The organism is Duncaniella freteri (assembly GCF_004766125.1).
GTDB lineage: Bacteria > Bacteroidota > Bacteroidia > Bacteroidales > Muribaculaceae > Duncaniella > Duncaniella freteri.
In genome coordinates this window covers 1,318,099-1,342,145 of record NZ_SJSA01000001.1, presented here as the reverse complement: position 1 = coordinate 1,342,145, position 24,047 = coordinate 1,318,099, and the positions used below count along the sequence as shown (strand labels likewise).

Below are 24,047 nucleotides of genomic sequence, written 5' to 3'. Positions count from 1 at the left end.
CGTAAGCGCAGCCTACCAGGCTGATGGCGCACAATAAGAAGGCATCATTAAACACATGTATCGTGGCCCACTATCTCACCATTGACCAAGGCAACTCGGAGGCAAAGATCGCACTTTGGGACGATTCGGAGCTTGAGGACTTCCGCATGGAGCCGGCACTGAACCCTCAGAGAGTGAGTGATTTCGTAGGTAAGAGGACGCTTGCCGGGGGCATATACTGCTCCGTGGCGAGGGAGGACGTGGATGTGATAAGGCGTCTGTGCCACATATGCCCCCGAGCCATGAGGCTCACCCCCGACACGCCGGTGCCCATACGCGTGGACTACCGCACCCCCACCACCTTAGGAGCCGACAGGGTAGCCGCCGCGGTGGGAGCGTGGGCTGACTATGCCGGCCGTCCCATACTCGTGGTGGACGCAGGGACAGCCGTGACATATGACTATGTTGACGCCGAGGGGGTGTATCACGGAGGCAACATCGCCCCCGGGATATCCATGGAGCTCAGGGCCCTGCACGAATTCACTGCAAGGCTCCCGCTTGTGCCTTTCCCCGAGGAGATGCCCTCGCTGTGCCGGGAGCTGTTCGGGCGTGACACCCGCGAGGCAATCGCACTTGGAGCCGTCAACTCGGTTGTGGCTTCGATATATTATTACCGCAGCAGGCTGCCGAAGGACACAGTGGTGGTGCTCGGCGGCGGATGCGGACATCATCTCGCTTCAGTCTGCGACTTTGAGACCCGGGTAGACGAACACCTGGTGAGCAAAGGGCTAAACCGTATATTGCTTTACAATGAAACTAATTAGAACCACAATCACATTTCTATGCGCCCTTGGCGCGCTGATATGCTTGTCTCCAGCCGCTAAGGCGCAGGAGACAAGCCCATATTCAAAATTCGGCTACGGATCGCTCGGCGACAACGCCACGTCGACCCAGCGTCAGATGGGCGGCACCGGCTATGCCATGCATTCGGGGAGGCAGATCAACGCCATGAACCCGGCATCGTACGCGTCGGTGGACTCGCTGACATTCCTATTCGACATAGGCGTTGACGTGACCCGCTACACACGCAAGGACGCGACCGGAAGCCAGACGGACTGGGGAGGCGGCATCGACTATGTGACCATGCTGTTCCCGGTGAGCAAGACCATAGGCGTGAGCGCGGGCCTGGTGCCTTTCACATCGGTGGGCTATGCGTTCGGGTCGACCATAGAGAACGGATATTCGTCGCACCAGGGCTCGGGCGGCATCAACCAGCTTTATCTCGGCGCGGGCATCACACCTGTCAAGGGGTTGAGGCTCGGCGTAAACATCAGCTATCTGTTCGGCAACATATGCAACGATGTGCTGGCAACCTCGTCGAACGGCATCAGTGCCGTGTTCGAGCAGATGATGGAGATCCAGGACTACCATCTGAGATTCGGCGCGCAGTACACCTGCAACATATCGCACAAGCATTCGGTGACTGCCGGCGTGACCTTCGAGCCGGGGAAGAGCCTGCTCGGTGACACATATGTGGTGAAGTATCTGCAAAACAGCTCGGCCACGCCCGACACTATAGCTCCGGGGGTGGTGAGCCTCAAGAACAATTTCTCACTTCCGTCGTCATGGGGATTCGGCGTTGCCTACGATTTCAACAACCGCCTGCATGCCGAGCTTGACTTCACCTATCAGCCCTGGAAGAAAGCCAAGTACGCACAGATAGAGAACTTCTCCGCCACACGCATCGACGACCGCTGGAAGGTGGCCGTGGGCGCAAGCTATCAGCCCGATCCGCGCGGAAGCTACTTCAAGAGGATGAGCTACCGTGCCGGAGCGTTCTACAACCGCGACTACATAATGGTAGGCGACAACCACGTGAGGGACTACGGCATATCGTGCGGCGTAGGCTTCCCCGCCCACAGCTCCAAGACCATAATAAACCTCGGATTCGAGTACAAGCAGCGTCAGGCCACCCCGAATCCGCTGCTAAAGGAGAATTATTTCAACCTCACGCTCGGGGTGAACTTCAACGGCACGTGGTTCTACCGCAACAAGCTTAAATAATGTCGCGCAGGGGAGGAGATATGCGCCTGCTGCCCCTGGCTGCCGCAGGCGTGGCGGCCCTGCTGACCGCGGGCGTGACAACATCGTGCAAGGAGGATGCCAAAATCGACACCGCCGAGGTGAGCGCAGGGGATGTCCCTACCATGATGACACGCAACGTGGAGACCCTGATATCGGACTCGGGGGTCACGCGCTACCGCATCAACACCCCGCTATGGTATATGTATGACGAGGTGAAGGAGCCTTACTGGAAGTTTCCGGACGGGCTTAACCTTGTGAAGTTCGACAACTTCTTCCGCGCCGAGGCTACGGTGGATGCCGACTCTGCCACATATTTCAAGAACAAGCAGGTGTGGCGACTGGACGGGAACGTGAACATCAGCAATGTGATGAATGAGAAATTCCTCACCCAGCAGCTGTTCTGGGACCAGAGGAGCCGCAAGCTCTACTCCGACTCGTTCATACACATAGAGCGCACCGACAGGGTGCTCGAAGGGTATGGGTTCGAGTCGAACGAACAGATGACCCGCTACACCATAAAGAGGGTGTCGGGCATATTCCCCGCATCGGAATTCAGGGGTAAAGGGCAGCGCGCCGACACCGACAGCATAGGGGAGGCGGAGGGTGCATCCGTGCAGGACTCCACCGCCATCACACAATAGACAGCATAGAGCATCACAAATGGATCTGACATTCTGGATATTACTTACTCTCATATCACTCATGCTCTCGGGATTCTTCTCAGGGGTGGAGATTGCCTTCATCACATCCGACCGCGTGCGCGTGGGGCTTGACTCAAGCCGCGGAGGGTTCATAAACCGCATCATAGCACGCTACTACGCCCATCAGGAGTTCTTCATCTCAACGATACTGGTGGGTAACAACATAATGCTGGTGGTGTACGGCATGGGTGCCGCCGCCCTTCTTGAGCCGTGGATAGAGGCGCATGTATCGGACAATCAGGCGGTCATACTCCTGTTGCAGACAGTCATCTCGACCCTGGTGATACTTTTCACCGGAGAGTTCATCCCCAAGTCGGTGTTCCGCATCAACCCCAACACATCGCTGAAGCTGTCGGCCATTCCGGTGTATTTCTTCTATATAGTGCTCTATCCCATAGCCGCATTCACGTCGTGGCTGTCCAAGGTGCTTATGCGCCTTGCCGGACTCAAGGCCGAGGACACACGCCTTGGGGTGCTGTCGATAGATGACATAAACGACTATCTCGAAACAAAGATCGACGACCTCGACAACCCGGCGGAAGCCGAGGTGGAGAATGAGGTGAAGATATTCCACAATGCCCTTGACTTCTCGTCGACCCAGCTGCGCGACTGCATGGCACCGCGCAACGAGCTTGTAGCCGTGAACATCGACGAGACCTCGCGCGAGGAGCTGTCGGAACTGTTCACGACTTCGGGACGCAGCAAGATACTGGTGTACCGCGACGACATAGACAATGTGGTGGGATATGTGCACGTGTCGGAGCTCTTCGATCCGTCGACCGACTGGAAGAAACAGATAAAAGAGGTGCTGTATGCCCCTGAGACGCTCCTCGCCAACACCATGATGCGCAGGCTCCTCAGCGAAAAACGCTCGATGGCGGTGGTGGTTGACGAGTTTGGCGGCACCGCCGGACTTGTGACCCTTGAGGACCTTGTGGAAGAGATATTCGGCGACATACAGGACGAGCATGACAAGAACGGCATCACAGCCACAGAGATAGAGCCGGGAGTGTACGAATTCTCCGGGCGCATAGAGGTGAGGAGCCTGCGCGACGAGTTCCGCCTGGACATACCGGAGGATGACGAGTATCAGACCCTGGCAGGATACATCATACATGAGACAGGCACCCTGCCGGCGAAAGATGAAAAGGTGGAGATAGACGGCATCACCTTTATAATAAAGGAACGTTCAGCCACAAGGCTGGACCTTGTGAGGGTCGAGACCGCTTCGGAGGAGAAGGGGAGATAGGCAAAACCTCACCAAACACAATTTAACAAATATCATAGATAAATAGGGGTGATTTAACTTAAATTTACTAATCATACGTAAAATTCACAATATTTTACAAGATATAGGTAATTTTTAAGTAATATTTATTTCACATTTCAAAAAAATCAACTACTTTTGGCACGCTCTTAGAAACTGTTTAAAATTAGAATTGAAAAAATGTTATAGGGCATAACAAACCCTCAGCCAAAGTGTTGAAGGAGAAAAACATTGTTCACATGCATAGAATCAATCTCTATCAGACACTTTTGACCGAGGGTCAATGGTCTTATATAAACAAAGTATTCTTCGAAAATGATTGTCGCAAACGTAAAAATTCACTACGGAGCCTATTCGAAGCGGTATTATACCTACTGGTCACAGGATGTCAGTGGAGGATGCTTCCGCACGATTATCCCAAGTGGCAACTGGTGTACTATTACTTCCGAAAGTGGTCCAAAGAAGGTAGAATCGAACATTTGCTCAACAAACTTGTACGAAAGGTGAGGAAGAAACGAAATCAATCAGAAAGTCCCTCTGTAGGAGCATTGGACGCACAAAGCGTTAAATGGGGCAACCGTAAGAGTGACAATGGATTTGACGCAAACAAGAAAGTCAAGGGCATCAAACGTAACATAGTGGTTGACCGCAATGGCTTTATTCTTGCCCGGACAGTATGCAGTGCATCGGTTCATGATTCCCATCAGGCTCACCCATTGTGTAATGCAGCAGACAGAGAGTGGGAACGGCTTGAAAAGGTTCTTGTTGACCGGGGTTACCGAGGGGAGATTGCTAAAGATATTGAAAAAGATTTTGCAATCAGCCTTGAGGTTTCCAATACTCCAAACGGGACTAAGGGATTCATACCGAAACCTCTCAGATGGGTGGTCGAGAGAACTTTCTCATGGCTTGACTGGTTCCGTCGCCTTTCACGCAATTATGAAGAATCAACCGAGGTCGCTGAAGAAATGATTGATTTGGCTGCCATAAAAATTTTATTGAATCAAATTTAAACAGTTTCTTAGGGTGAAATGTACAATACACTCTCCTCCGAGCCATCGGAACAATAGCACTCATCGGGCACATAAGGAAAAAGAAATTAATCAGTTAAATCACACAAAGTAAACTTAAATCATGAGTAACTCTACTGTAAAACCCGCCAGCGGCAAGCTTGGTGTACTCGTAGTAGGACTCGGCGCGGTCACTTCAACATTCATGACCGGCGTCCTGATGGCCCGCAAAGGCCTTTCAAAGCCTGTAGGCGCAATGACCCAGTACGACAAGATCCGTGTGGGCCGCGGTGCTGACAAGAAATATCTGAAATACAGTGAAATCGTACCTATGGCCGACCTCAACGACATCGTGTTCGGCGCATGGGACGTATATCCCGCAAACGCATATCAGAGCGCGATCTATGCAGAGGTTCTTCAGGAGAAGGACATCAATCCCGTAAAGGATGAGCTCGAACAGATCGTGCCCATGAAGGCTGCTTTCGACAAGGACTACGCAAAGCGTCTTGACGGCAGCAACGTAATGGAGAACAAGAGCCGCTGGGAGATGACAGAGCAGATCCGCGAGGACATCCGCAACTTCAAGAAGGAGAAGGGTGTAGAGCGCGTGGTAGTACTCTGGGCAGCATCAACAGAGGTGTATGTGCCCATCGACATGAAGTATCACGGCACACTCGCCGACCTTGAGGCCGCCATGAAGGCTGACGACAAGGAGCACGTGGCACCCTCCATGTGCTATGCTTACGCAGCACTCTCAGAGGGCGCACCTTTCATCATGGGCGCACCCAACACCACAGTCGACATCCCTGCAATGTGGGAGCTCAGCGAAAAGACCCATATGCCTATCTCCGGCAAGGACTTCAAGACAGGTCAGACCCTCGTGAAGAGCGGCTTCGCCCCCATCATCGGCACCCGCTGCCTCGGTCTGAACGGCTGGTTCTCAACCAACATCCTCGGCAACCGCGACGGTCTTGTGCTTGACGAGCCCGCCAACTTCCGCACCAAGGAGGTCAGCAAGCTCTCCACACTTGAGTCAATCCTCGTTGCAGAGGAGCAGCCCGACCTGTACGGCGCAAACTGCGGCGGAGCAGAAAAGGGCGGCCACCAGGGCTACTACCACAAGGTACGCATCAACTACTATCCCCCGCGCAACGACAGCAAGGAGGGATGGGACAACATCGACATCTTCGGCTGGATGGGCTATCCCATGCAGATCAAGATCAACTTCCTCTGCCGCGACTCTATCCTCGCAGCTCCCCTATGTCTTGACCTCGTGCTCCTGAGCGACCTCGCAGCACGCGCAGGCCGTCACGGCATCCAGCGTTTCCTGAGCTTCTTCCTCAAGAGCCCGATGCACGACTACACCAAGAACGAGGTTCCCGTCAACCACCTCTTCAAGCAGTACACCATGCTCAAGAACGCTATCCGCGAGATGGGTGGCTATGAGGCAGACGAGGAGATCGACTAATCCCCTGCCACTGCAATAACGGTTAAAACAATAGTTACAGTCGCATCTTTTTGAGAAGATGCGACTGTTTTTATTCAGGGCTGACGCATGAGATTTAACTATCCTTAAAGACTTTGTACAGATATTCAGTGCTCCACATACATTTTTTGCGTCTTCGTTTAAGGCTGAGTTTATCGTTCTGCTTTTTAAGCATTTCCAATGCATACTTGCGCATCGCTGAAAAATTGACAGCGCCATTCTTGGCGCGTACGCGGCACATATCTTCCCGAAACGTCACGTCGAGATGCCAGTGCAGTTTGTTCTCGATACCCCAGTGCGCACGAATACGCATCGCATAGTAAGAAGCCTCATCTTTCTCCACGCTGCTGAGATAGTAGATTGTTTCACGCGAGCGGGCGCCGTTCTCAGTACGCTCACGCTCCATCTTTATGATACGTTTAAGACCGGGCCACTTCTCGTACATTCCCTCCTGTTCCAAAAGTGTCGTATCCATAATTGAACAGGTTCTCTTCTCAACTCTTCCGTGCCCCTTTTCCTCGGTTGTGTATACCGATATTGGAGTAGTGCTACTAAAGATACTTTCCGTCAAGTCCTTGAGTATCGGCTGATTGTCTTTAAGCGCCATCAGATAGTCGCCGCCCTGGAGCATGATCTGTTCTGCGATATTACGGTGGGTCCCCATTGCGTCGACTGAAACCAATGCCCCTGTAAGCCATAAAGAGGACAATACGGACGGCAGAACCGTAAGTTCGTTGGTCTTGCCATCCACCGGCTTTTCGGCAACGCAGATTTCTGTTTCAGATACCCACGCATTGAGGATATACAGTCCGTGGCATCCGGGACTCCTGGGATTTTCACCCCGCAGTTTCTTACCGTCAATGATGACCTGATTGCCGCACAGGGATTCGATTATGTGGCCTCGGCAGCAATCAAGACTTGCCCGGAGCTGAGCGGGATTGACAGACTCTACAACACGAAGTATCGTGTCACCACACGGGACACCGTTGCTAAGCTTCAGCAATCCGGCAGCCTTGAATTCTTCCTCTCGGTCTGTAACCATATCCGATATGTCGTCACAGTCCTCACAATCACACAACACGCCGATGAGTGCCATTCGGAGCACATCCTCGAGCTCATGTTTAACCTTGCCCAAGTCGCGCGGGTCTTTTACTTTGCTGAAAATTTCTATTTGCATACCTCTAATATATCCATTTTCAGCAATATATGCAATATCTGAAAGTTTATTTCACATAATCAGGTGAATTTTTGACTGAATTTGAGTTAAATCTCATGCGCCAGCCCTGGTTTTTATTTAGGATAAATCACATTAAAGCTAAAAAATTTGTATCTTGACACAAAAGTATCGTATCTTTGCAAGATAAAGTATAACTTAATCTCACCAAAATATGAGTAATGCCCCCATTAAGACAGATTACGGATTATATCCAGCCACACCTGGATTCCGTGTACAATTAGGTGACTATGGGGTATGGAAAGGGAAAGAATGGTGCCGCCTTGGAAACATAAACAATGACTTCGGTCTCATTTTTTTCAACAAAACCATTGAAGAAACGGATACCATAGAAAGTTGTGACTGCGGAGTGACAATATCATCGGGAACTTCCATAGATGGGACATCCGATAATGCTACCACTGGGACAGAATTGAGTTTCAATGCTAATGGCAGCATTCATTACAAGGCTCACATAACAAAGATAGAGCGTTTTTCATCTATTCAGAATGAGGTGTTCAGTTTCATGAAAAAATATTTGGAACAGGGTATATGGGATTCTAAATATTGGATTGCAGTAGAGATAAACTATGCCGACAACCTGTTATCATTTCAATCCTCCTCAAAAGGAAGCAAAGTCAGACTGCACGGAAACATCGAAGATGAGCTGAATCTTGCCAAAGCAGATTTCAACTTAAATTTTAAATATGAGAAGGCATCCATAAATTGTATCCAATTCAATGGCGTCGAGCAATTTGCCGGAGCCAAATTCGTAGGGTTTGATCGCACCGGATTATTTAAGAAAACATACAACCCCGGATATCAAGGAGAAGCCTTTAATTTTGAAATAGCGTCAGAACAATCCACATACTGATTACCAATCTAATAACCATACATGCAAACGGATGAAACTTATGAGCTAACCATTGATATGATATTGGAGCAGCTCAAAGATCGCGACATATCAAATACTGAGAAAAAAAGGATAGAGGACTCTTTAAAGTTCTATCATTCACAGAAAGAATTTTACAGTTCATCAAAATGGCTTGACTATGTAAAAAGCATGAAGAATATCATAGAATTTTCGAGACAGGATATAGACAACCGTATGGAACTAAGCGAAACTGAACTTTGGACACCATTCACAATATAGCAGCGGACAAGAATGAACTTAACTGTAGTCCCATATAATTCATTCACAGATCTCATATCTGTCCTTCCTGAATCCACCAGAAATGCCTGTGAGACCAACAACGACCGTTTTCTTTATCTTAACGACTATCTAAAACAAATAGGGTGTAAGACTATCATTATTGAGACCAAATATGTTGACAAGAATTTCTTGGATGATTATTCAGAATACTATTCACGTTGTTTTCAGGATATCCAAAAAAAGTGCGCAAGGATTCATCTTTTCTCTTCTGAATTTAGTCTGTCAGATTTAAAAAATTATATCTTAGAGAAAATAGATGGCTCAACTCCAGATTTATTATGCAATAATTATCTTGGTTTTATAGTGCTCAGACCATTGCCAAATGCACCATTAGCCAAAGTGTGCATCTCAACGTATCCACAGACTAATGAAAAGAACCGTTATTTCCCAACCCTAAAGACATATAGAGTTCATTTATTAGGACAAGAGCAACCATAAAATCATTGGCATTTCAGGAACAGGACAGAGCATTATCGGCATGCGCGACATCAGCTCTATGGTCATCATTCCACGGCTCTTCACTACTTGATGTCGATAAAGTATCTGCACCATCCCGAATTACAGAAAATGCAAAAAAGATAATACCACAATATCAGCTCAATCATCCACACCGAGGTCTGACACCTGCTCAAATGGCAAGTTCTGTGAGAGAAGACGGTCTTGATCCTCTGCTATGTAACTTCATAAATACCAGTTATCTCAAGGCTTTGATGAGAGCCTATCTTTCGGTCGGAGTCACTCCCGTATTAGGAATGAGCTTGCATTATGCTGACGAGTCAGGATTTCTTGAAAACGGGATATCAAAAGCTGTGCCCATAGGGAATCATGCTGTCGCTGTAACCGGGTACCACATTTCCACGACTCTTCCCATACCTTCCTTCAAAACCGATGACATACCTACAATCCTTAATAAAACATATCAAAGGGATATATACTTAAAATCATCTGCCATCGACAAAATATATGTTCACGATGATGAGATAGGTCCATTTGCAAAAATGGAATTCCTAAATGAATATTGGCAACATATAAAGACAAGATGGTATATGTATCGTAATACAGTGGAAGAAATCAATGCCACTGTGAAGGACATATTGCTCCCTAAGCCCCATAAAATCAGAATCAGTTTCAACACGGTCTTTTCAATCATACGTGAATTCAATTCACTATACATGAAAAGCTGGTATGATCGAGGATGTAGAATTGTATGGGATATCTATCTGACCACAGTAAATGATTTCAAAAAAGAAATAAGCCTCAGGGATAAGGTTTATTTCAATTCCGAAATGCATAAGATAGATATCCTGACACTTAATCTGCCACGCTATCTATGGCGAGTTGACGGATATATGATAAATGGATCTGATAACAATAATCTAAATAGTATTAATTTCACACTACTATTTGATGCTACTGATATAGAGAACTCTGATATATTTATCTGTGGGATACATTATGATTTATTATCACGAATTGATATTTTTCTATCAGTACTGAATCCTTTATCTGAATTAAATGCACAAAAAATATCAAAATTTTCTCAATCTCTCAGAATAGCAAAAGAATACTCTGATCTTCTTGCCCAAAAGATCATATATTAAAATGCTCTGACAAACATAATTCATTCAGAGACCAAGGAGTTGAGGTAGACTTCGAGGTTGGTGTAGCCCGAGGGGGAGAGGGTGACGGCATTGCCGTCGGCGGGGTCGAGTGGATCGAGCGCGCGGGTTATCTCCCAGAGGTCGGGTATGCCGTCGCCGTCGGTGTCGCGGATATGCTCGGGGAGTGTGCCGTGTGTGCGCAGATAGTCTGCCACACCGTCGTCGCTCAGATGAACCCACGGCGACTGCCAATCAGGCTCCATTGCGTCGGAAGGGAGGTCGATTAGCCCGGGCTTCTGCCGCGCATCCTCCGACACGGAACCATAGCGCGAGGCTGTGCCCATACGTGTCTCCTCGACTATGCGCCGGTCAAGCGAGTCGCGCCGCAGGGAGCATCCGGCTCCCGCAAGGACGAGTTCGTAGGCCTGCCGAGGGGTGTGGGTGGTGACATGACCGAATTCGATAGGAGCGGAAAGACGTATCTCACTGAAAAGCTCCGGGGAGTACATGCCGTCATAATCGCCTGTCTCAGCCTGACGGATCACTCCAAGGGTCCAGTTGTCGGCTGTGATGTCGGGATGCCCTTCCATGACGTTGCCGTCGATGAAGAATCGGCCCCAGCGGTGCCACATAGGGTCCCAGGCGTTAGGCTTATGGGAGTCATGATGAGTGTAGCCTGTGGTGCGCACCCCTATGGCTGTGATGCGGTGCCCGACCTTGGAGCCACGCGGGGTGGCGGGACCGGGCTTGTAATAGTTGTTGACGATGTTGACATTCATGCCTTCTCCGCCGTAACATCCTGAGCCTGCCCAGTTGTAGATGACATTGTTGCGCATATCCACATGCTCCCGCTCCTGGGTGCTGACATGCGGACCGAGGCGCGGGGCCCGGCTCTCGTGATGGGCAAGGAGGTTGTGATGGAAGGATGCGTGGTCGCCTCCCCATATCGCCCCATAGCCGTGAGGTCCCTTGTGATGGCCTGCGTTGCGAAGGCTCTCGGATGATATGCACCATTGCACGGTGACATTCTCACATCCGTATACGGCACAGGTCTCATCGACCGACCAGCTGATGGAGCAGTGGTCGATGATAACGTCACGAGCCTCATTGCACCCGAGCCCGTCGGGCTCCCCTCCTCCTTCGTTGCCTACACGGAAACGGAGGTAGCGGACTATGGTGTTGTCGGCGCGCAGCGACACCTGGTGTCGGGCTATGCATATCCCCTCTCCGGGGGCTGTCTGTCCGGCAAGAGTGAGGTCGCCCGAGGTGATGCGCAGGGGGGAGTCGAGAAAGATGGTCCCTGCGACATCGAACACCACTGTGCGGGGGCCTTTCTGCATCACGGCATGACGCAATGTGCCGGGATGGTCGCCGTCCTCAAGCGTGGTGACATGGTAGACTTTGCCGCCACGGCCTCCGGAGGCATTACGCCCGAAGCCTTCGGCTCCGGGAAACGCTATGAGCGGGTTGCCGGCAAGAACAGTGCCGGAGAGGAGGAGGGAGGTGAGTGCAGGGATGATTTTCATGGGATACAGATTTCAGATGGAGGATAGGAAAGAGGGAAGGGAGGTGAACAGATGGTGGCGGGCATTGATCCAGGACATGTCACGGTCCCACCAACGGATATCGAGCAGGCGGGCTATAGCCGACTCGTCGTAGCGGTATCCGAGGATGCGTGCGGGGACTCCTCCCACAATGGCATAGGGGGGGACATCCTTGGTGACCATAGCCCCGGCAAGGACAACAGCCCCATCCGCGACTGTCACTCCGGCTATGAGGCGCGCATCGGTGCCTATCCAGACGTCGGAACCTATGACCACGGCGTGCCGCCGGCCGGGATCGGCATAACGATGCTCGTCATAGACCGGCTTATCGAGAACGGAGACGCCGCACTGCCCCGCATCGGAGAAGAAGTATGGGGAGGTGGACACATAAGGAGCCTTGTAGGGATGTGCCCCCTGGATGACTCTGACGCGCGCACCGATGGAGGAGAAGCGGCCTATGCTGGCATCAAGGTTGGATGAGTGGCTTATGTAGCTGCCACGCCCCATGGAGCCGCGGAACTGTGTGCGCGAAAGGATACGGTTCATCCCCTCGAACGTGCTGCCTCCAGCCACTATGGCAAGGGGGGAGAGCCTTACCTGCCTGCGGCAGGCTATGCGGTAATAGAAATAGTTGCGAAGAATGCTCAGAATACTCATATGACGACTGTTACGGCTGATGGGTTGATATTATCGGAAAAAATCGGAACGTATTATCTTTTCAGAGATGCCGGCAATCTCCTCCACAGGTATTCCGGTGCCCGGGAGGGAGTCGTCGGGGGTGACAAGTGAGGTGCCGAGCCCGCGGTAATCCGTGCCTGTGACTCCCATTATGTCAAGAATGGTGGGATAGACATCCATCTGCCAGGCATCCTTATCGATGAGGCGTGTCGCGCCTCCGGTGTTGAGCGCGATGAAAGCTATAGGGAGGCTCTCGGTGCTGTCGATGATTCCGTCGACGGACTTATAAGGACGGTCATGATCAGAGGCTATCACTATCACGGAACGGTCGTAGATCCCTTTAGCCTTCAACATGCCGAGAAACCACCCGAGCTGACGGTCGAAATATGCCACAGATTGCAGATAGTTGCGCTCGGATGGGGAGATGCCGGTGATGCGGTCAATCCATGCGAGCCTGTCTATGCCGGGGTCCTGAAACGGAAAGTGCATCGACAGGGTGACGACCTGGGCAAAGAAGGGCTCGGGGAGCGAGCCGATCTTCTGAAGAGCCATCTCGAATACAGCCCTGTCACCTCCGACTTCGAGAGGGTCCATGCCAAGGCGTCTTATCTCTCCGGCATCGTACAATGCGTCGTAACCGTATGCCAGAGTGGTCTCCTTATGGTTCCATACACGCCCATCCTCCACGATACATTCTATAGATGGACGCGGACGGAGGCTTTTTGCCAGAGAGGGGAAAGAGTTGCCGGCAAACTGCTGAGCCAAACATCCTGACTCCAATGGCAGAAGACCTGTATTATATATGAGCTGCCCATCACTCGAACATCCGGACTTGACCTGATCATAAATCCTAAGGCATGAAATTGTCCCCGGCTTTTCCATTAAGGAACAGAGCTCAGGGGCAAGACGCTGACCATAATCCGTAAGGACTCCGGAATTAAGTGATTCAACGATTATCAATATCAGGTTTTTGTCCCTGTTGGAAACATACCGACCGGAATTATCAACTCCACCCAAGGACCGGAGAGCCCGACTCAAGGATTCCTTGTAATTTTCATCAAGCACCAATCGCTCCTGAATATCACCTAATGATTTTATATTATTGACCATGAAATAGACATAGCCTGACTTCCATGAAAGTGATAGGTCGTGCATCCTGCTATAAGCATATTCATCACCAAATCTGTAATTAAATATTTCGCCAACAGAATTGTCCTTCTCAATGCTTGCCAGATATCCACTCATATGATAGAATGAACATATCTCAGCCATTACCCATATGAACACTGATGCTGCAAAGCCTGCCGATCTCCATTTCCAGGAAAGATTTGCAGGGGCATACTTACGCCGACGCCACAGCAGGAACACAAGCAGCCCTAAAGGGAGGATGCACATGACCACATCGCTCCAAGCCAACAGATGGGAAATGCTTCCGAACACAAAAGAGTTCCAGTTGTCCGGCTCAAAGACCGACGACAACGGCAACAGGTCACCCCAGTAGCGAAAGTACATGGAGCTTGCGGTAAGATACACCGACGTAAGCCACACAGGCACGACCGACAGCCATCTCAACCGACGCGGAAGGAGCCATACAGGGGCAAGCAGCAATGCCGAGTCGCCTATAAAGTACAATACATTGTAGAACAGCCTGAGACTATCACCGATACTCAAAGTGAACACACACAGAATGCTCCACAATGCCATTGCGGATGCAGAATAATCTATGAAAGTGTCCTTAAAAGATTGGCTGGAAATTAAGAGTTTCATGATAGACAGATGGGATGAACGTCAGCAAAGGTACAAAAAAAGAAATTGATTGTCATCTCGACAACCAATCTTAGTTAACCTTAAATCTAATACCATGAAAAACACGGTGCAAAGTTAAGACGTTTGGCTGATGTGACAAAATATTTCTTGAAGAAATGACATGAGCATTAACAACATTTCACACAATCGATACTTTTTAGGCTTTAATTGTAGATTTTTGCTACTTTTCGGAGCCTATAACGACATTATTGAAACAATGTGCGGAACACTGCGAAGGGGTGCATTATACACAGCAATCGAAGAGATCCGTACAAAAAGAACGCGGATTTTTGCGTAAATTTGCACTTTCTAAAAAACAGAGGATCATGAAATCACAACCGAACACGTATATAAAAACCTACAAGAACATCCTACGGCTCGGGCTTCCGATACTCATAGGTCAGTTGGGTACAATCGTAGTGGGGTTTGCGGACAACATAATGGTGGGCCACTATTCGACCGAGGCACTTGCCTCGGCATCGTTTGTGAACAATCTGTTCAACTGCGGGCTCTTTGCCTGCCTGGGATTCACCTATGGCATAACCCCTATCGTGGCATCGCTATTCAGCAGGAAGATGGACAACGAGATCGGCTCCACCATGAGATCGGCAGTGAAACTCAATGTGGCGTTCTCGCTTGCCGTGACGTTGATAATGACAATATTCTTCCTGAATGTGGAGCGTATGGGTCAGCCCGAGGAGCTCATACCCATAATCAAGCCTTACTTCATGATATACCTTGCAGGAGTGGTGCCGGTGTCGCTGTTCAATGTGTTTGCGCAGTGGTCGTACGCCGTAAACAACACAAGGATGCCGATGTGGATAATACTTGGAGCCAATGCGCTGAATATCATCGGCAACTATATGCTCATATACGGCAACTGTGGAATGCCTGAAATGGGGCTGACAGGTGCCGGAGTGAGCACCCTGACAGCGCGCCTCCTGAGTGCCGGACTGATGATGGGAGCGTTCTTCGGCAGAAAGAGGTATGCCTCCTATGCCAAGGCGTTCATGAGAGGGGTTCCGGTGCGAGGCATGGCACGCAAACTCAACCGTACATCATGGCCTGTGGCTGTGCAGATGGGGCTTGAGTCGGGGTCGTTCACATTCGCCGCGATTGTGGCGGGATGGCTCGGCACGATAGAGCTGGCGTCGTTCCAGATAATAGTCATAGTGGGCATGCTTGGTTTCTGCCTCTACTACAGCGTGGGCTCAGCCACAAGTGTGCTCGTAGCGAATGCCTGCGGGCTTAACGACACCCGAGAGATGCGCAGGATCGCTTTCGGAGGATATCATGTGACCATCGCCATCGGGACAGTGTCGTCGCTTGCGTTCATATTCGGAGGGAGGTTTCTGATTTCGGCATTCACCACTGACCCTGCCGTTCTCGCCATGACAATGACCCTCATTATTCCGCTTGTGCTCTACCAGTTGGGCGACGCCACACAGATAAGTTTCGCCAATGCACTGAGAGGCACATCGAATGTGATGCCGATGCTGTGGATAGCATTCGTGAGCTATGTGATAATAGGCGCGCCTGCCACATATCTGCTTGCCATACCGGCAGGGATGGGTGTGACAGGGATCATCCTGAGCTTCTCAGCGTCGCTGTTCTTTGCCGGAGGATGCTTCGCGTATTTCTTCTTCCGGACAGTGAGGGGAGGGAACTGACAGGCCGCGCCAGAAAAAACAAGGCTGGTAAAGCATCGGCAGCAGGTTGTGAATAAATGTTTTTTTTGCTATCTTTGCGAGAAGATAAAAGAATCCCCTACCCATGAGCGACGATAAAGACCCGAAGATACTTGTAGACACGACTGACGATGTGGTGAAGCACGAATTGAGAGGAATGTACCAGAGCTGGTTTCTCGACTATGCCAGCTATGTGATCCTGGAACGTGCCGTGCCGCATATCGATGACGGGCTTAAGCCTGTGCAGCGACGCATCCTACACTCGATGAAGCTGCTGGACGACGGACGTTTCAACAAGGTGGCCAACATCGTGGGCAACACCATGCAGTTCCACCCTCACGGCGACGCGTCGATCTATGAGGCTCTGGTGCAGTTAGGGCAGAAGGACCTGCTGGTGGAGACACAGGGAAACTGGGGAAATATACTTACCGGCGCGGGAGCCGCCGCGGGCCGATACATCGAGGCACGCCTGTCGCATTTTGCCATGGATGTGGTGTTCAACCCTAAGGTGACAGAATGGACTCTAAGTTACGACGGACGCAAGAAGGAGCCGGTGACTTTCCCGATGAAGTTCCCCCTGCTTCTGTCGCAGGGTGTCGAGGGCATAGCCGTGGGGCTTTCGTCAAAGATTCTTCCCCATAATTTCAACGAGATAATCGATGCGGCGATAGCCCACCTCAAGGGTGAGGAGTTCACGCTGTACCCTGACTTCCCCACAGGAGGCTCCATAGATGTGTCGCGCTACAACGACGGAGAGCGCGGAGGCTCGGTGAGGATACGCGCCAAGATCGAGAAGGTCGACAACAAGACACTCGCCATCACTGAAATCCCCTACGGCAAGACCACCGCAACGCTCATCGAGTCGATACTCAAGGCTTTCGAGAGCGGAAAGATAAAGATACGCAAGGTGGACGACAATACAGCGGAGACTGCCAACATACTGGTGCATCTGCTCCCGGGAACATCAAGCGACCGCACCATCGACGCCCTGTACGCGTTCACGGACTGCGAGGTGTCGGTGTCGCCCAACTGCTGCGTCATATCGGAGAAGAAACCCCACTTCATAGGGGTGAGCGATGTGCTGCGCCACAATGTGGAGCACACCCGCTCGATTCTCGGGAAGGAGCTTGAGATACAGCTCGGAGAGGTGAGAGAACAGCTCCACTTCGCATCGCTCGAACGGATATTCATCGAAGAGCGCATATACAAGGACAAGGAATACGAGGAGAGCGAGAACCGCGAACAGGCAATAGCCCACATACACCGCCGCCTGGAGCCGTGGGCTCCCAAACTGATACGCCCTGTGACGGACGATGACATCATACGCCTGTTCGAAATAAAGATGGGACGCATCCTAAAGTTCAACTCGCGCAAGAGCGAGGAGCAGATAGCCGCCTATCTTGAAAGAATCGAAGAGCTGAACGGACACCTGGCGCACCTGACCGAATATACCATAGACTGGTACAAGAGGCTTAAATCCAAATACGGAGCATCCTATCCGCGCCTGACACAGATACGCAGCTTCGACAATATACAGGCCGCCACGGTGGCTGAGGCAAACGAGAAACTGTACATCAACCGCGAGGAGGGGTTCATAGGCACTTCGCTCAAAAAGGATGAGTTCCTGTGCAACTGCTCAAGCATCGACGATGTGATAATCTTCTATAAGGACGGACGGTACAAGGTGGTGAAAGTGCAGGAGAAACTGTCGGTGGGCAAAGGTGTGATACACGTGGATGTGTTCAAACGCAACGACGAGAGGACCATCTACAATGTGATATACCAGGACGGCAAGGGCGGAACCTACTACATGAAACGATTCCGCGTGACCGGAGTGACCCGCGACAAGGAGTATAACCTCACACCGGGGAAACCCGGCACCAAGGTGAAGTATTTCACAGCCAACCCCAACGGCGAGGCAGAGGTGGTGAAGGTGACACTGAAACCTAAACTGCGCCTGAAGACACTGCAATTCGACATAGACTTCTCGGAGCTCGCCATCAAGGGGCGCGGAGCCTTAGGCAACATAGTGACACGCAACGAGGTGCATTCGTTCACTAAGAAGAGCGACGGAGTGTCGACGCTCGGAGGCAGGGATGTGTGGTTCGACCCGGATGTAAACCGCCTCAATTATGACGGCAGGGGCAATTACCTGGGAGAGTTCAACAGCGGGGACCTTGTGCTGGTGATAATGAAGAGCGGAGAGTACTACACCTCGACATTCGACGCGTCAAACCATTATCCCGAGAATATACTGCGCATAGAGAAATACAATTCCCACAAGGCTTGGACCGCCATACTCAACGATGCCGACCAGGGGTATCCCTACCTGAAACGATTCACATTCGAGCCCACTACCAAACCGCAACGCTATCTTGGCGAGAATGAGAATTCGACACTCATACTCCTATCGGACGCAGCAGGGCTGAGAGTGGAAGTGACTTACGCGGGAGCCGACTCGGTGAGACCGCCGCTCGAGGTAGTAGCCCGGGAGTTTGTGGCCGTGAAGTCATACAAGGCAAAGGGGAAACGCCTCACCACCTATGCAATTGACAGTGTGACCGAGCTCGAACCGCTGGAGGATCCTGAAATCGGAGAAGAATTTGAAGAAGAATCCGACGAGAACACGACCAGGGAGAACGCCACCGAGGAGTTCATCGAGAAAAGCGATGACGAGATAAGGGACGAGCTGACAGGTCAGACACGATTGTTCGAATAGCATCCCATCCTTATGAAACATATTATCGCGATCATATCTGCCCTCTGCCTCGGGGCGGCTGCCGCCGATGCCCAGGACTATGGCTCAGCCACGCTTGCCGAAAGGCAGATCATGTACTACGAAGGCACGACGACTCAACAGCATGAGGAGAGCAAACCGCTGCGGCCGGTGCATGCCTCATACACTATCGAGGCAGGATCGGCACGCCTTGCGGACACCTATCTCACGCCTCTAAAGTATCGAGGATGGCACACAGGTGTGGACTACACGCGCTATCAGGCAATGGGATTCGACCCGGAGAACTGGACCATGAGCCTGCACGCCGGAATAGGTATAGACCGCTGCGAGAACCCTGCCGGGAACGCCTCGATGTGGAGCCTCATGCTCAACGCCGACTGGGGCATGATGAGGAAGTTCCGTCCGGCGCAAAGCCTTACCCTCGCCGCCGGCGGCTCCACCGGACTCACCGCAGGATGCCTCTACAATGACCGCAACGGCAACAATCCGGCATCCGCCAAGGGGGCATGGACCATCAACCTCACCGGCTACGCGGCATATCAGCTGCGCATAGGCAAGCTCCCGGTGACCCTCATGTACCGCCCCACCCTACCGGTGACAGGGGTGTTCTTCGCGCCCGACTATGGTGAACTGTACTATGAAATCTATCTGGGCAACGACAAGGGTCTGGTGCACGGAGCCTGGTGGGGCAACTATTTCTCACTTGACAATCTGCTTACAGCCGACCTGCACCTTGGCTCGACCAATCTCAGGCTCGGCTACCGCGCCAATATCTTCTCATCGAAAGTGAACGATACTGTGACCCACATATATAACCATTCGTTCGTGATAGGAATAAGCGGCGAGTGGCTGTCGTTCAACCCGAGAAAGCCACATTCGCGGAAAGCGAGAAGCATTTCACCGATATTTTAAGAGTATATCGACTTTTAACTTCATGAAGCCCTTAAGATGCGAAACATATTTTTCATAACATCCCTGATATCAGCCATATTTATGGGGCTGACCTCCTGCCATAAGATAGAGGAGCGTGCCGATGATCCGCGAGGCAATTTCGAAGCCTTGTGGAGCATCCTTGACGAGCACTACTGCTTCTTCAAAGAAAAGGGGGTGGACTGGGACCAGGTGCATGATAAATATGCATGTCGAATAGGGAGCGAGATGACCCGAGAGGAGCTGTTCATAGTGTGTGCCGACATGCTTGACGAGCTGCGCGACGGACATGTGAACCTGTCGGCACCGTTCAACACATCGTACTACCGCAAATGGTGGAGCGACTATCCTCAGAATTTCAACAAGCGTCTCATAGAGGAGAGCTATTTCAATTTCAACTACCGGCAGTCGTCGGGGATGATATACGGACTTCTTGAAAACAATATCGGGTATATCTACTACGAAAACTTCTCGGCTACCGTCGGTGAGGGGAACCTCGACTACGCACTCAACTTCCTCGCGGCGGCTCGCGGGCTCATAATAGACATACGCGACAACGGCGGCGGCTCGCTGACCAATGTGGAGACCCTCGTGGCCCGGTTCATAGACCGCCCCACCCTCGTAGGCTACATATCGCACAAGACAGGTCCGGGTCACGATGATTTCTCCGAGCCTTATGCCATCACCTATAATCCTGCCGGACCCGGGCGTGTGCGCTGGGCAAAGCCGGTGGTAGTTCTCACCAACCGCTCGACATTCTCAGCCGCCAACAATTTCGCCTCGGTGATGAAGCTGCTGCCTGGCGTGAGGATAGCGGGAGCCACCACAGGAGGAGGATCGGGCATGCCTTACTCCTCGGAGATACCATGCGGATGGAGCGTGAGGTTCTCGGCGTGCTCCATGCTTGACGCCAACGGAGTGTCGACAGAGGGGGGAGTGACCCCGACAGAGGGATGTGCCGTGGATATGGACCCGCAGGACGCCCTCAACGGCAAGGACACCATACTTGAAAAAGCCATGGAACTGCTCAACAATTAAGCACAGCGAGAGGTTATAATCAGAAGAGCTTCAAGACCCGAACGGTATGGAAATACGGCAGAACATATTCATGAGAATCGCTCGATTCTATATAGAAGGTTTCCGGTCCATGACAGTGGGCAGAAAACTCTGGGCCATAATCATCATCAAGCTCATATTCATATTTCTTGTGATGAAACTGTTTTTCTTTCCCGATATTCTCAAGCGGGACTACGCCACGGATGAAGAGAGAGCCGGAGCTGTGAGGGAAGAACTGATCGACAGGTCGCTGTGACTCACCATCAAGAACTATTTATTTGCCTCAGACAACAACCATTAATTCCAATTAGATATGACTGACCTAATGACAGTAGTCGACTGGTCGAGAGGCCTGTTTGCCCTCACCGCCATGTACCATTGGCTCTTCGTGCCTCTGACGCTCGGACTCAGCGTAATTGTAGGTGTAATGGAGACGCTCTATTACCGCAGCCGGAGCCAGGAATGGCTCAAAGCGACCAAATTCTGGATGACGCTCTTCGGCATAAACTTCGCGATGGGTGTCGCCACAGGCATAATCCTGGAGTTTGAGTTCGGGACCAACTGGAGCAACTATTCATGGTTTGTGGGGGACATCTTCGGAGCACCTCTTGCCATCGAAGGCCTGCTCGCCTTCTTCATGGAGGCAACATTCATCGCCATCATGTTCTTCGGCTGGAACAAGGTAAGCCCTGGGTTCCATCTGGCATCGACGTGGCTCACCACAGCGGGCGCATCCATATCAGCCTTATGGATACTCGTAGCCAATGCCTGGATGCAGTATCCGGTGGGTATGGAATTCGACCCGGCACAGATGCGCAATGTGATGGACGACTTCTGGGCTGTGGCATTCTCGCCGGTGGCTGTGCACAAGTTTCTACACGCAGTGTTTGACGGCTGGGTGCTCGCGGCGGTATTCGTGATGGGAGTGAGCGCCTATCTGATAATGCGCGGCAAGCGCAGGGAGATGGCAATGCGCTCGGTGAAGGTGGCAGGATGGGTAGGAGCTGCCGGAATGGTGCTCACCCTGTGGAGCGGTGACAGTTCGGCAGTCGACGTTGCCCGCGTGCAGCCCATGAAGCTCGCTGCCATGGAGGGACTGTACGACGGAGGCAGAGGCGAGGAGATAGTGGCATTCGGCATACTCGATCCGTCAAAGACCCTCGATGACGGCAAGGACCCTTTCATAATGAAAATAGCGATTCCCTACGGGCTGTCGATACTCGCCAACCATGACATGAATTCATTTGTGCCCGGCATAAACGACATCATAGCTGGACGCAGCATGAACGCCGAAGGGGACTCGATCGACACTGTGAGCTATGCCGAGCGCATGGCGATGGGAAAGAAGTCGCATGAGGCATTGAGGCAGTTTGACCGCGCCCTCACCGAAGGTGACACCGCGGCAATGGACGCTGCAAGGGCTGAGATAAAGGAGAACTATCCCTTCTTCGGCTACGGATATCTTGACAGTGCCGAGGAGGCAGTGCCGCCGGTAGGGATCACATTCTACTCGTTCCACATCATGGTGCTTGCGGGAGGCTATCTCACGCTGTTTATCGCGATAGCCCTGTGGAGCGCGTACAAGAGACGCCGACTGTGGGAAACCCGCTGGTGGCAGTGGGTGGCGATGCTGTCGGTGGCAGTGGTGTGGATATGCTCCGAGGCAGGATGGGTCACCGCGGAAGTGGGACGCCAGCCCTGGATCATACAGGATCTCATGCCGGCACGCGCAGCGATCTCGGCAATACCTTCGGGAACGGTGATAATCACTTTTGTGCTCTTCGCGGCAGTGTTCACAGCGTTGCTTGCCGCCGAAGCCGTAATTATGGTCAAACAGATTAACAAAGAGGAGGAATAAGCTATGACACTCACTATGCTTCAGGATTATTGGTGGATGCTCATCTCGGTGCTCGGCGCGATACTTGTGTTCATGCTTTTTGTGCAGGGAGGACAGACATTCCTACTGTGTCCCGGCAACGGAGCCGCCGACCAAAGTAAAATGATCTCGTCGCTGGGACATAAATGGGAGCTCACGTTCACGACGCTGGTAGTGTTTGGCGGCGCGTTCTTCGCTTCATTCCCACTGTTCTATTCCACAAGTTTCGGCGGTGCCTACTGGCTGTGGATGCTCATACTGCTGAGCTTTGTGCTTCAGGCCGTAAGCTACGAGTTCCGCAGCAAGCCGGGCAATATATTCGGAACCAGGACCTACGATGTGTTCCTGTTCATCAACGGCTCGGCGGGGTGTGTGCTTCTTGGGGTAGCTGTGGCTATGATGTTCTTCGGGGCAGAGTTCACAGTGAGCAAGGGGAGCATCCTTGACACAGGGTCGCCAGTGATATCCCGCTGGGCTCCGACTCATGGGTTCGAGGCTATATTTAGCTGGAAGAATCTTGTGCTCGGGTTTGCCGTGCTGTTCCTTGCACGCACTCAGGCGGCCATGTATCTGCTCAACAATCATCCGCGAAAGGATGCGTTCTTTGATGCCAACCGCCGCAGGGTGCTTGTGAACGGAGTTATCTTTGTGGTACTCTTCCTGCTGTTCGTAGGGCTTCTGCTCACCGCCGACTCACTCCAGACGGTGAAGGACGGCGGTCTTGACGGCGGAAGGTCGGTGTTTGAGACAGTCGAGTTCAAGTATCTCCATAATTATCTTGACATGCCTCTTGCACTTGTGGCATTCCTCGCAGGGACAGTGATGGTGCTGTTCGGTGTTGTGCGCTCGGCATTGGCGAGCCATTTCACAAGCGGGATATGGTGGAGCGGAATCGGTACAGTGCTTGTGGTGCTGAGCCTGTTCTGGGTTGCGGGATACAACGGTACCCCCTATTACCCATCGCTCATTGACCCATCGTCGTCGCTGACCGTACACAACAGTTCGTCATCGATGTTCACCCTCACCGCCATGAGCTGGGTGTCGCTCATCATCCCCTTTGTCCTCGCCTACATAGCGTATGCATGGAGGTCAATGGACAGGAAGTGAAAGTGATTCGATAAATTTTGTCTATCTTTGCAGCAGAGCGAAAAAATATTTTTATCAGGAATCAAGATAA

19 protein-coding genes are annotated in these 24,047 nt (G+C 51.6%); 15 read left to right on the top strand and 4 right to left on the bottom strand.

Going from position 1 to position 24,047, the window contains the following annotated elements:
* Nucleotides 1–23 precede the first annotated feature (23 nt).
* The 6 genes from EZ315_RS05685 (at nt 24) to EZ315_RS05660 (ending at nt 6,510) form a co-directional block, all read left to right on the top strand.
* The gene (locus EZ315_RS05685; protein ID WP_135471225.1) at nt 24–803 is read left to right on the top strand and encodes a type III pantothenate kinase; all 780 of its coding nucleotides are present in this window, start codon (nt 24–26) and stop codon (nt 801–803) included.
* Nucleotides 790–2,043, top strand: coding sequence for a porin family protein (locus EZ315_RS05680; protein ID WP_135471224.1), 1,254 nt, complete (start codon nt 790–792; stop codon nt 2,041–2,043). Before EZ315_RS05685 ends, EZ315_RS05680 begins: the two co-directional genes overlap by 14 nt.
* Nucleotides 2,043–2,705: an LPS export ABC transporter periplasmic protein LptC gene (gene lptC / locus EZ315_RS05675; RefSeq protein ID WP_135471223.1), complete on the top strand. Its 663-nt coding sequence runs from the start codon at nt 2,043–2,045 to the stop codon at nt 2,703–2,705. The genes EZ315_RS05680 and lptC overlap by 1 nt, the downstream gene beginning before the upstream one ends.
* 19 nt (nt 2,706–2,724) lie before the next feature.
* Nucleotides 2,725–4,014 (top strand): hemolysin family protein, encoded by a 1,290-nt coding sequence (locus EZ315_RS05670; protein WP_135471222.1) that lies wholly within the window; start codon nt 2,725–2,727, stop codon nt 4,012–4,014.
* A gap of 257 nt (nt 4,015–4,271) precedes the next feature.
* On the top strand, nt 4,272–5,045 hold the full coding sequence (locus EZ315_RS05665; protein WP_135471221.1) for an IS5 family transposase: 774 nt from the start codon (nt 4,272–4,274) through the stop codon (nt 5,043–5,045).
* Between the two features lie 121 nt (nt 5,046–5,166).
* Nucleotides 5,167–6,510, top strand: a complete 1,344-nt coding sequence (locus EZ315_RS05660; protein ID WP_135471220.1) for an inositol-3-phosphate synthase — start codon at nt 5,167–5,169, stop codon at nt 6,508–6,510.
* A 94-nt stretch (nt 6,511–6,604) separates the two neighbouring features.
* On the opposite strand, the gene EZ315_RS05655 is transcribed toward EZ315_RS05660, so the two are convergent.
* Nucleotides 6,605–7,705 carry an ISAs1 family transposase gene (locus tag EZ315_RS05655; protein WP_135471219.1) on the bottom strand — a complete coding sequence of 367 codons (1,101 nt, stop codon included), beginning with the start codon at nt 7,703–7,705 and terminating at the stop codon, nt 6,605–6,607.
* 211 nt (nt 7,706–7,916) lie between these two features.
* Here EZ315_RS05655 and EZ315_RS05650 point away from each other — a divergent pair, with 211 nt between their 5' ends.
* Complete coding sequence (locus EZ315_RS05650; protein ID WP_135471218.1) at nt 7,917–8,615, top strand: hypothetical protein; 699 nt, start codon at nt 7,917–7,919, stop codon at nt 8,613–8,615.
* A gap of 782 nt (nt 8,616–9,397) precedes the next feature.
* Nucleotides 9,398–10,555 carry a hypothetical protein gene (locus tag EZ315_RS05645; protein ID WP_135471217.1) on the top strand — a complete coding sequence of 386 codons (1,158 nt, stop codon included), beginning with the start codon at nt 9,398–9,400 and terminating at the stop codon, nt 10,553–10,555.
* Between the two features lie 20 nt (nt 10,556–10,575).
* Here the strand turns inward: EZ315_RS05645 and EZ315_RS05640 are convergent, their stop codons facing one another.
* Genes EZ315_RS05640 through EZ315_RS05630 form a run of 3 tightly spaced genes read right to left on the bottom strand, consistent with a single transcriptional unit; the run spans nt 10,576 to nt 14,544 of the window.
* The gene (locus tag EZ315_RS05640; RefSeq protein ID WP_242452515.1) at nt 10,576–12,081 is read right to left on the bottom strand and encodes a pectate lyase family protein; all 1,506 of its coding nucleotides are present in this window, start codon (nt 12,079–12,081) and stop codon (nt 10,576–10,578) included.
* Between the two features lie 12 nt (nt 12,082–12,093).
* Entirely contained in the window at nt 12,094–12,756 is a 663-nt protein-coding gene (locus tag EZ315_RS05635; RefSeq protein WP_135471216.1) for a CatB-related O-acetyltransferase, read from the bottom strand.
* Between the two features lie 30 nt (nt 12,757–12,786).
* The gene (locus EZ315_RS05630) at nt 12,787–14,544 is read right to left on the bottom strand and encodes an LTA synthase family protein (protein ID WP_135471215.1); all 1,758 of its coding nucleotides are present in this window, start codon (nt 14,542–14,544) and stop codon (nt 12,787–12,789) included.
* Between the two features lie 278 nt (nt 14,545–14,822).
* Between EZ315_RS05630 and EZ315_RS05625 the strand changes: the two genes are divergently transcribed.
* From EZ315_RS05625 to EZ315_RS05595, 7 genes are all read left to right on the top strand, one after another.
* Nucleotides 14,823–16,253, top strand: a complete 1,431-nt coding sequence (locus tag EZ315_RS05625; RefSeq protein ID WP_262709756.1) for an MATE family efflux transporter — start codon at nt 14,823–14,825, stop codon at nt 16,251–16,253.
* A 103-nt stretch (nt 16,254–16,356) separates the two neighbouring features.
* A complete protein-coding gene (locus EZ315_RS05620) occupies nt 16,357–18,990 on the top strand; it encodes a DNA gyrase/topoisomerase IV subunit A (RefSeq protein ID WP_135471213.1) in 2,634 nt (877 codons plus the stop codon).
* Nucleotides 18,991–19,002: 12 nt separating this feature from the next.
* Nucleotides 19,003–19,920, top strand: coding sequence for a DUF3316 domain-containing protein (locus EZ315_RS05615; RefSeq protein ID WP_135471212.1), 918 nt, complete (start codon nt 19,003–19,005; stop codon nt 19,918–19,920).
* Between the two features lie 36 nt (nt 19,921–19,956).
* Nucleotides 19,957–20,976 (top strand): S41 family peptidase, encoded by a 1,020-nt coding sequence (locus EZ315_RS05610; RefSeq protein WP_135471211.1) that lies wholly within the window; start codon nt 19,957–19,959, stop codon nt 20,974–20,976.
* A gap of 46 nt (nt 20,977–21,022) precedes the next feature.
* The gene (locus EZ315_RS05605) at nt 21,023–21,250 is read left to right on the top strand and encodes a DUF4492 domain-containing protein (protein WP_135471210.1); all 228 of its coding nucleotides are present in this window, start codon (nt 21,023–21,025) and stop codon (nt 21,248–21,250) included.
* 57 nt (nt 21,251–21,307) lie between these two features.
* Nucleotides 21,308–22,852 carry a cytochrome ubiquinol oxidase subunit I gene (locus tag EZ315_RS05600; protein ID WP_135471209.1) on the top strand — a complete coding sequence of 515 codons (1,545 nt, stop codon included), beginning with the start codon at nt 21,308–21,310 and terminating at the stop codon, nt 22,850–22,852.
* A 3-nt stretch (nt 22,853–22,855) separates the two neighbouring features.
* Nucleotides 22,856–23,977 carry a cytochrome d ubiquinol oxidase subunit II gene (locus tag EZ315_RS05595; RefSeq protein WP_135471208.1) on the top strand — a complete coding sequence of 374 codons (1,122 nt, stop codon included), beginning with the start codon at nt 22,856–22,858 and terminating at the stop codon, nt 23,975–23,977.
* Nucleotides 23,978–24,047 lie beyond the last annotated feature (70 nt).

Excerpts from the sequence above, each read along its gene's own strand:
- EZ315_RS05685 (WP_135471225.1), top strand. The coding sequence starts at position 24 with ATGGCGCACAATAAGAAGGCATCATTAAACACATGTATCGTGGCCCAC.
- EZ315_RS05680 (WP_135471224.1), top strand. The coding sequence starts at position 790 with ATGAAACTAATTAGAACCACAATCACATTTCTATGCGCCCTTGGCGCG.
- lptC (WP_135471223.1), top strand. The coding sequence starts at position 2,043 with ATGTCGCGCAGGGGAGGAGATATGCGCCTGCTGCCCCTGGCTGCCGCA.
- EZ315_RS05670 (WP_135471222.1), top strand. The coding sequence starts at position 2,725 with ATGGATCTGACATTCTGGATATTACTTACTCTCATATCACTCATGCTC.
- EZ315_RS05665 (WP_135471221.1), top strand. The coding sequence starts at position 4,272 with ATGCATAGAATCAATCTCTATCAGACACTTTTGACCGAGGGTCAATGG.
- EZ315_RS05660 (WP_135471220.1), top strand. The coding sequence starts at position 5,167 with ATGAGTAACTCTACTGTAAAACCCGCCAGCGGCAAGCTTGGTGTACTC.
- EZ315_RS05655 (WP_135471219.1), bottom strand. The coding sequence starts at position 7,705 with ATGCAAATAGAAATTTTCAGCAAAGTAAAAGACCCGCGCGACTTGGGC.
- EZ315_RS05650 (WP_135471218.1), top strand. The coding sequence starts at position 7,917 with ATGAGTAATGCCCCCATTAAGACAGATTACGGATTATATCCAGCCACA.
- EZ315_RS05640 (WP_242452515.1), bottom strand. The coding sequence starts at position 12,081 with ATGAAAATCATCCCTGCACTCACCTCCCTCCTCCTCTCCGGCACTGTT.
- EZ315_RS05635 (WP_135471216.1), bottom strand. The coding sequence starts at position 12,756 with ATGAGTATTCTGAGCATTCTTCGCAACTATTTCTATTACCGCATAGCC.
- EZ315_RS05630 (WP_135471215.1), bottom strand. The coding sequence starts at position 14,544 with ATGAAACTCTTAATTTCCAGCCAATCTTTTAAGGACACTTTCATAGAT.
- EZ315_RS05620 (WP_135471213.1), top strand. The coding sequence starts at position 16,357 with ATGAGCGACGATAAAGACCCGAAGATACTTGTAGACACGACTGACGAT.
- EZ315_RS05615 (WP_135471212.1), top strand. The coding sequence starts at position 19,003 with ATGAAACATATTATCGCGATCATATCTGCCCTCTGCCTCGGGGCGGCT.
- EZ315_RS05610 (WP_135471211.1), top strand. The coding sequence starts at position 19,957 with ATGCGAAACATATTTTTCATAACATCCCTGATATCAGCCATATTTATG.
- EZ315_RS05605 (WP_135471210.1), top strand. The coding sequence starts at position 21,023 with ATGGAAATACGGCAGAACATATTCATGAGAATCGCTCGATTCTATATA.
- EZ315_RS05600 (WP_135471209.1), top strand. The coding sequence starts at position 21,308 with ATGACTGACCTAATGACAGTAGTCGACTGGTCGAGAGGCCTGTTTGCC.
- EZ315_RS05595 (WP_135471208.1), top strand. The coding sequence starts at position 22,856 with ATGACACTCACTATGCTTCAGGATTATTGGTGGATGCTCATCTCGGTG.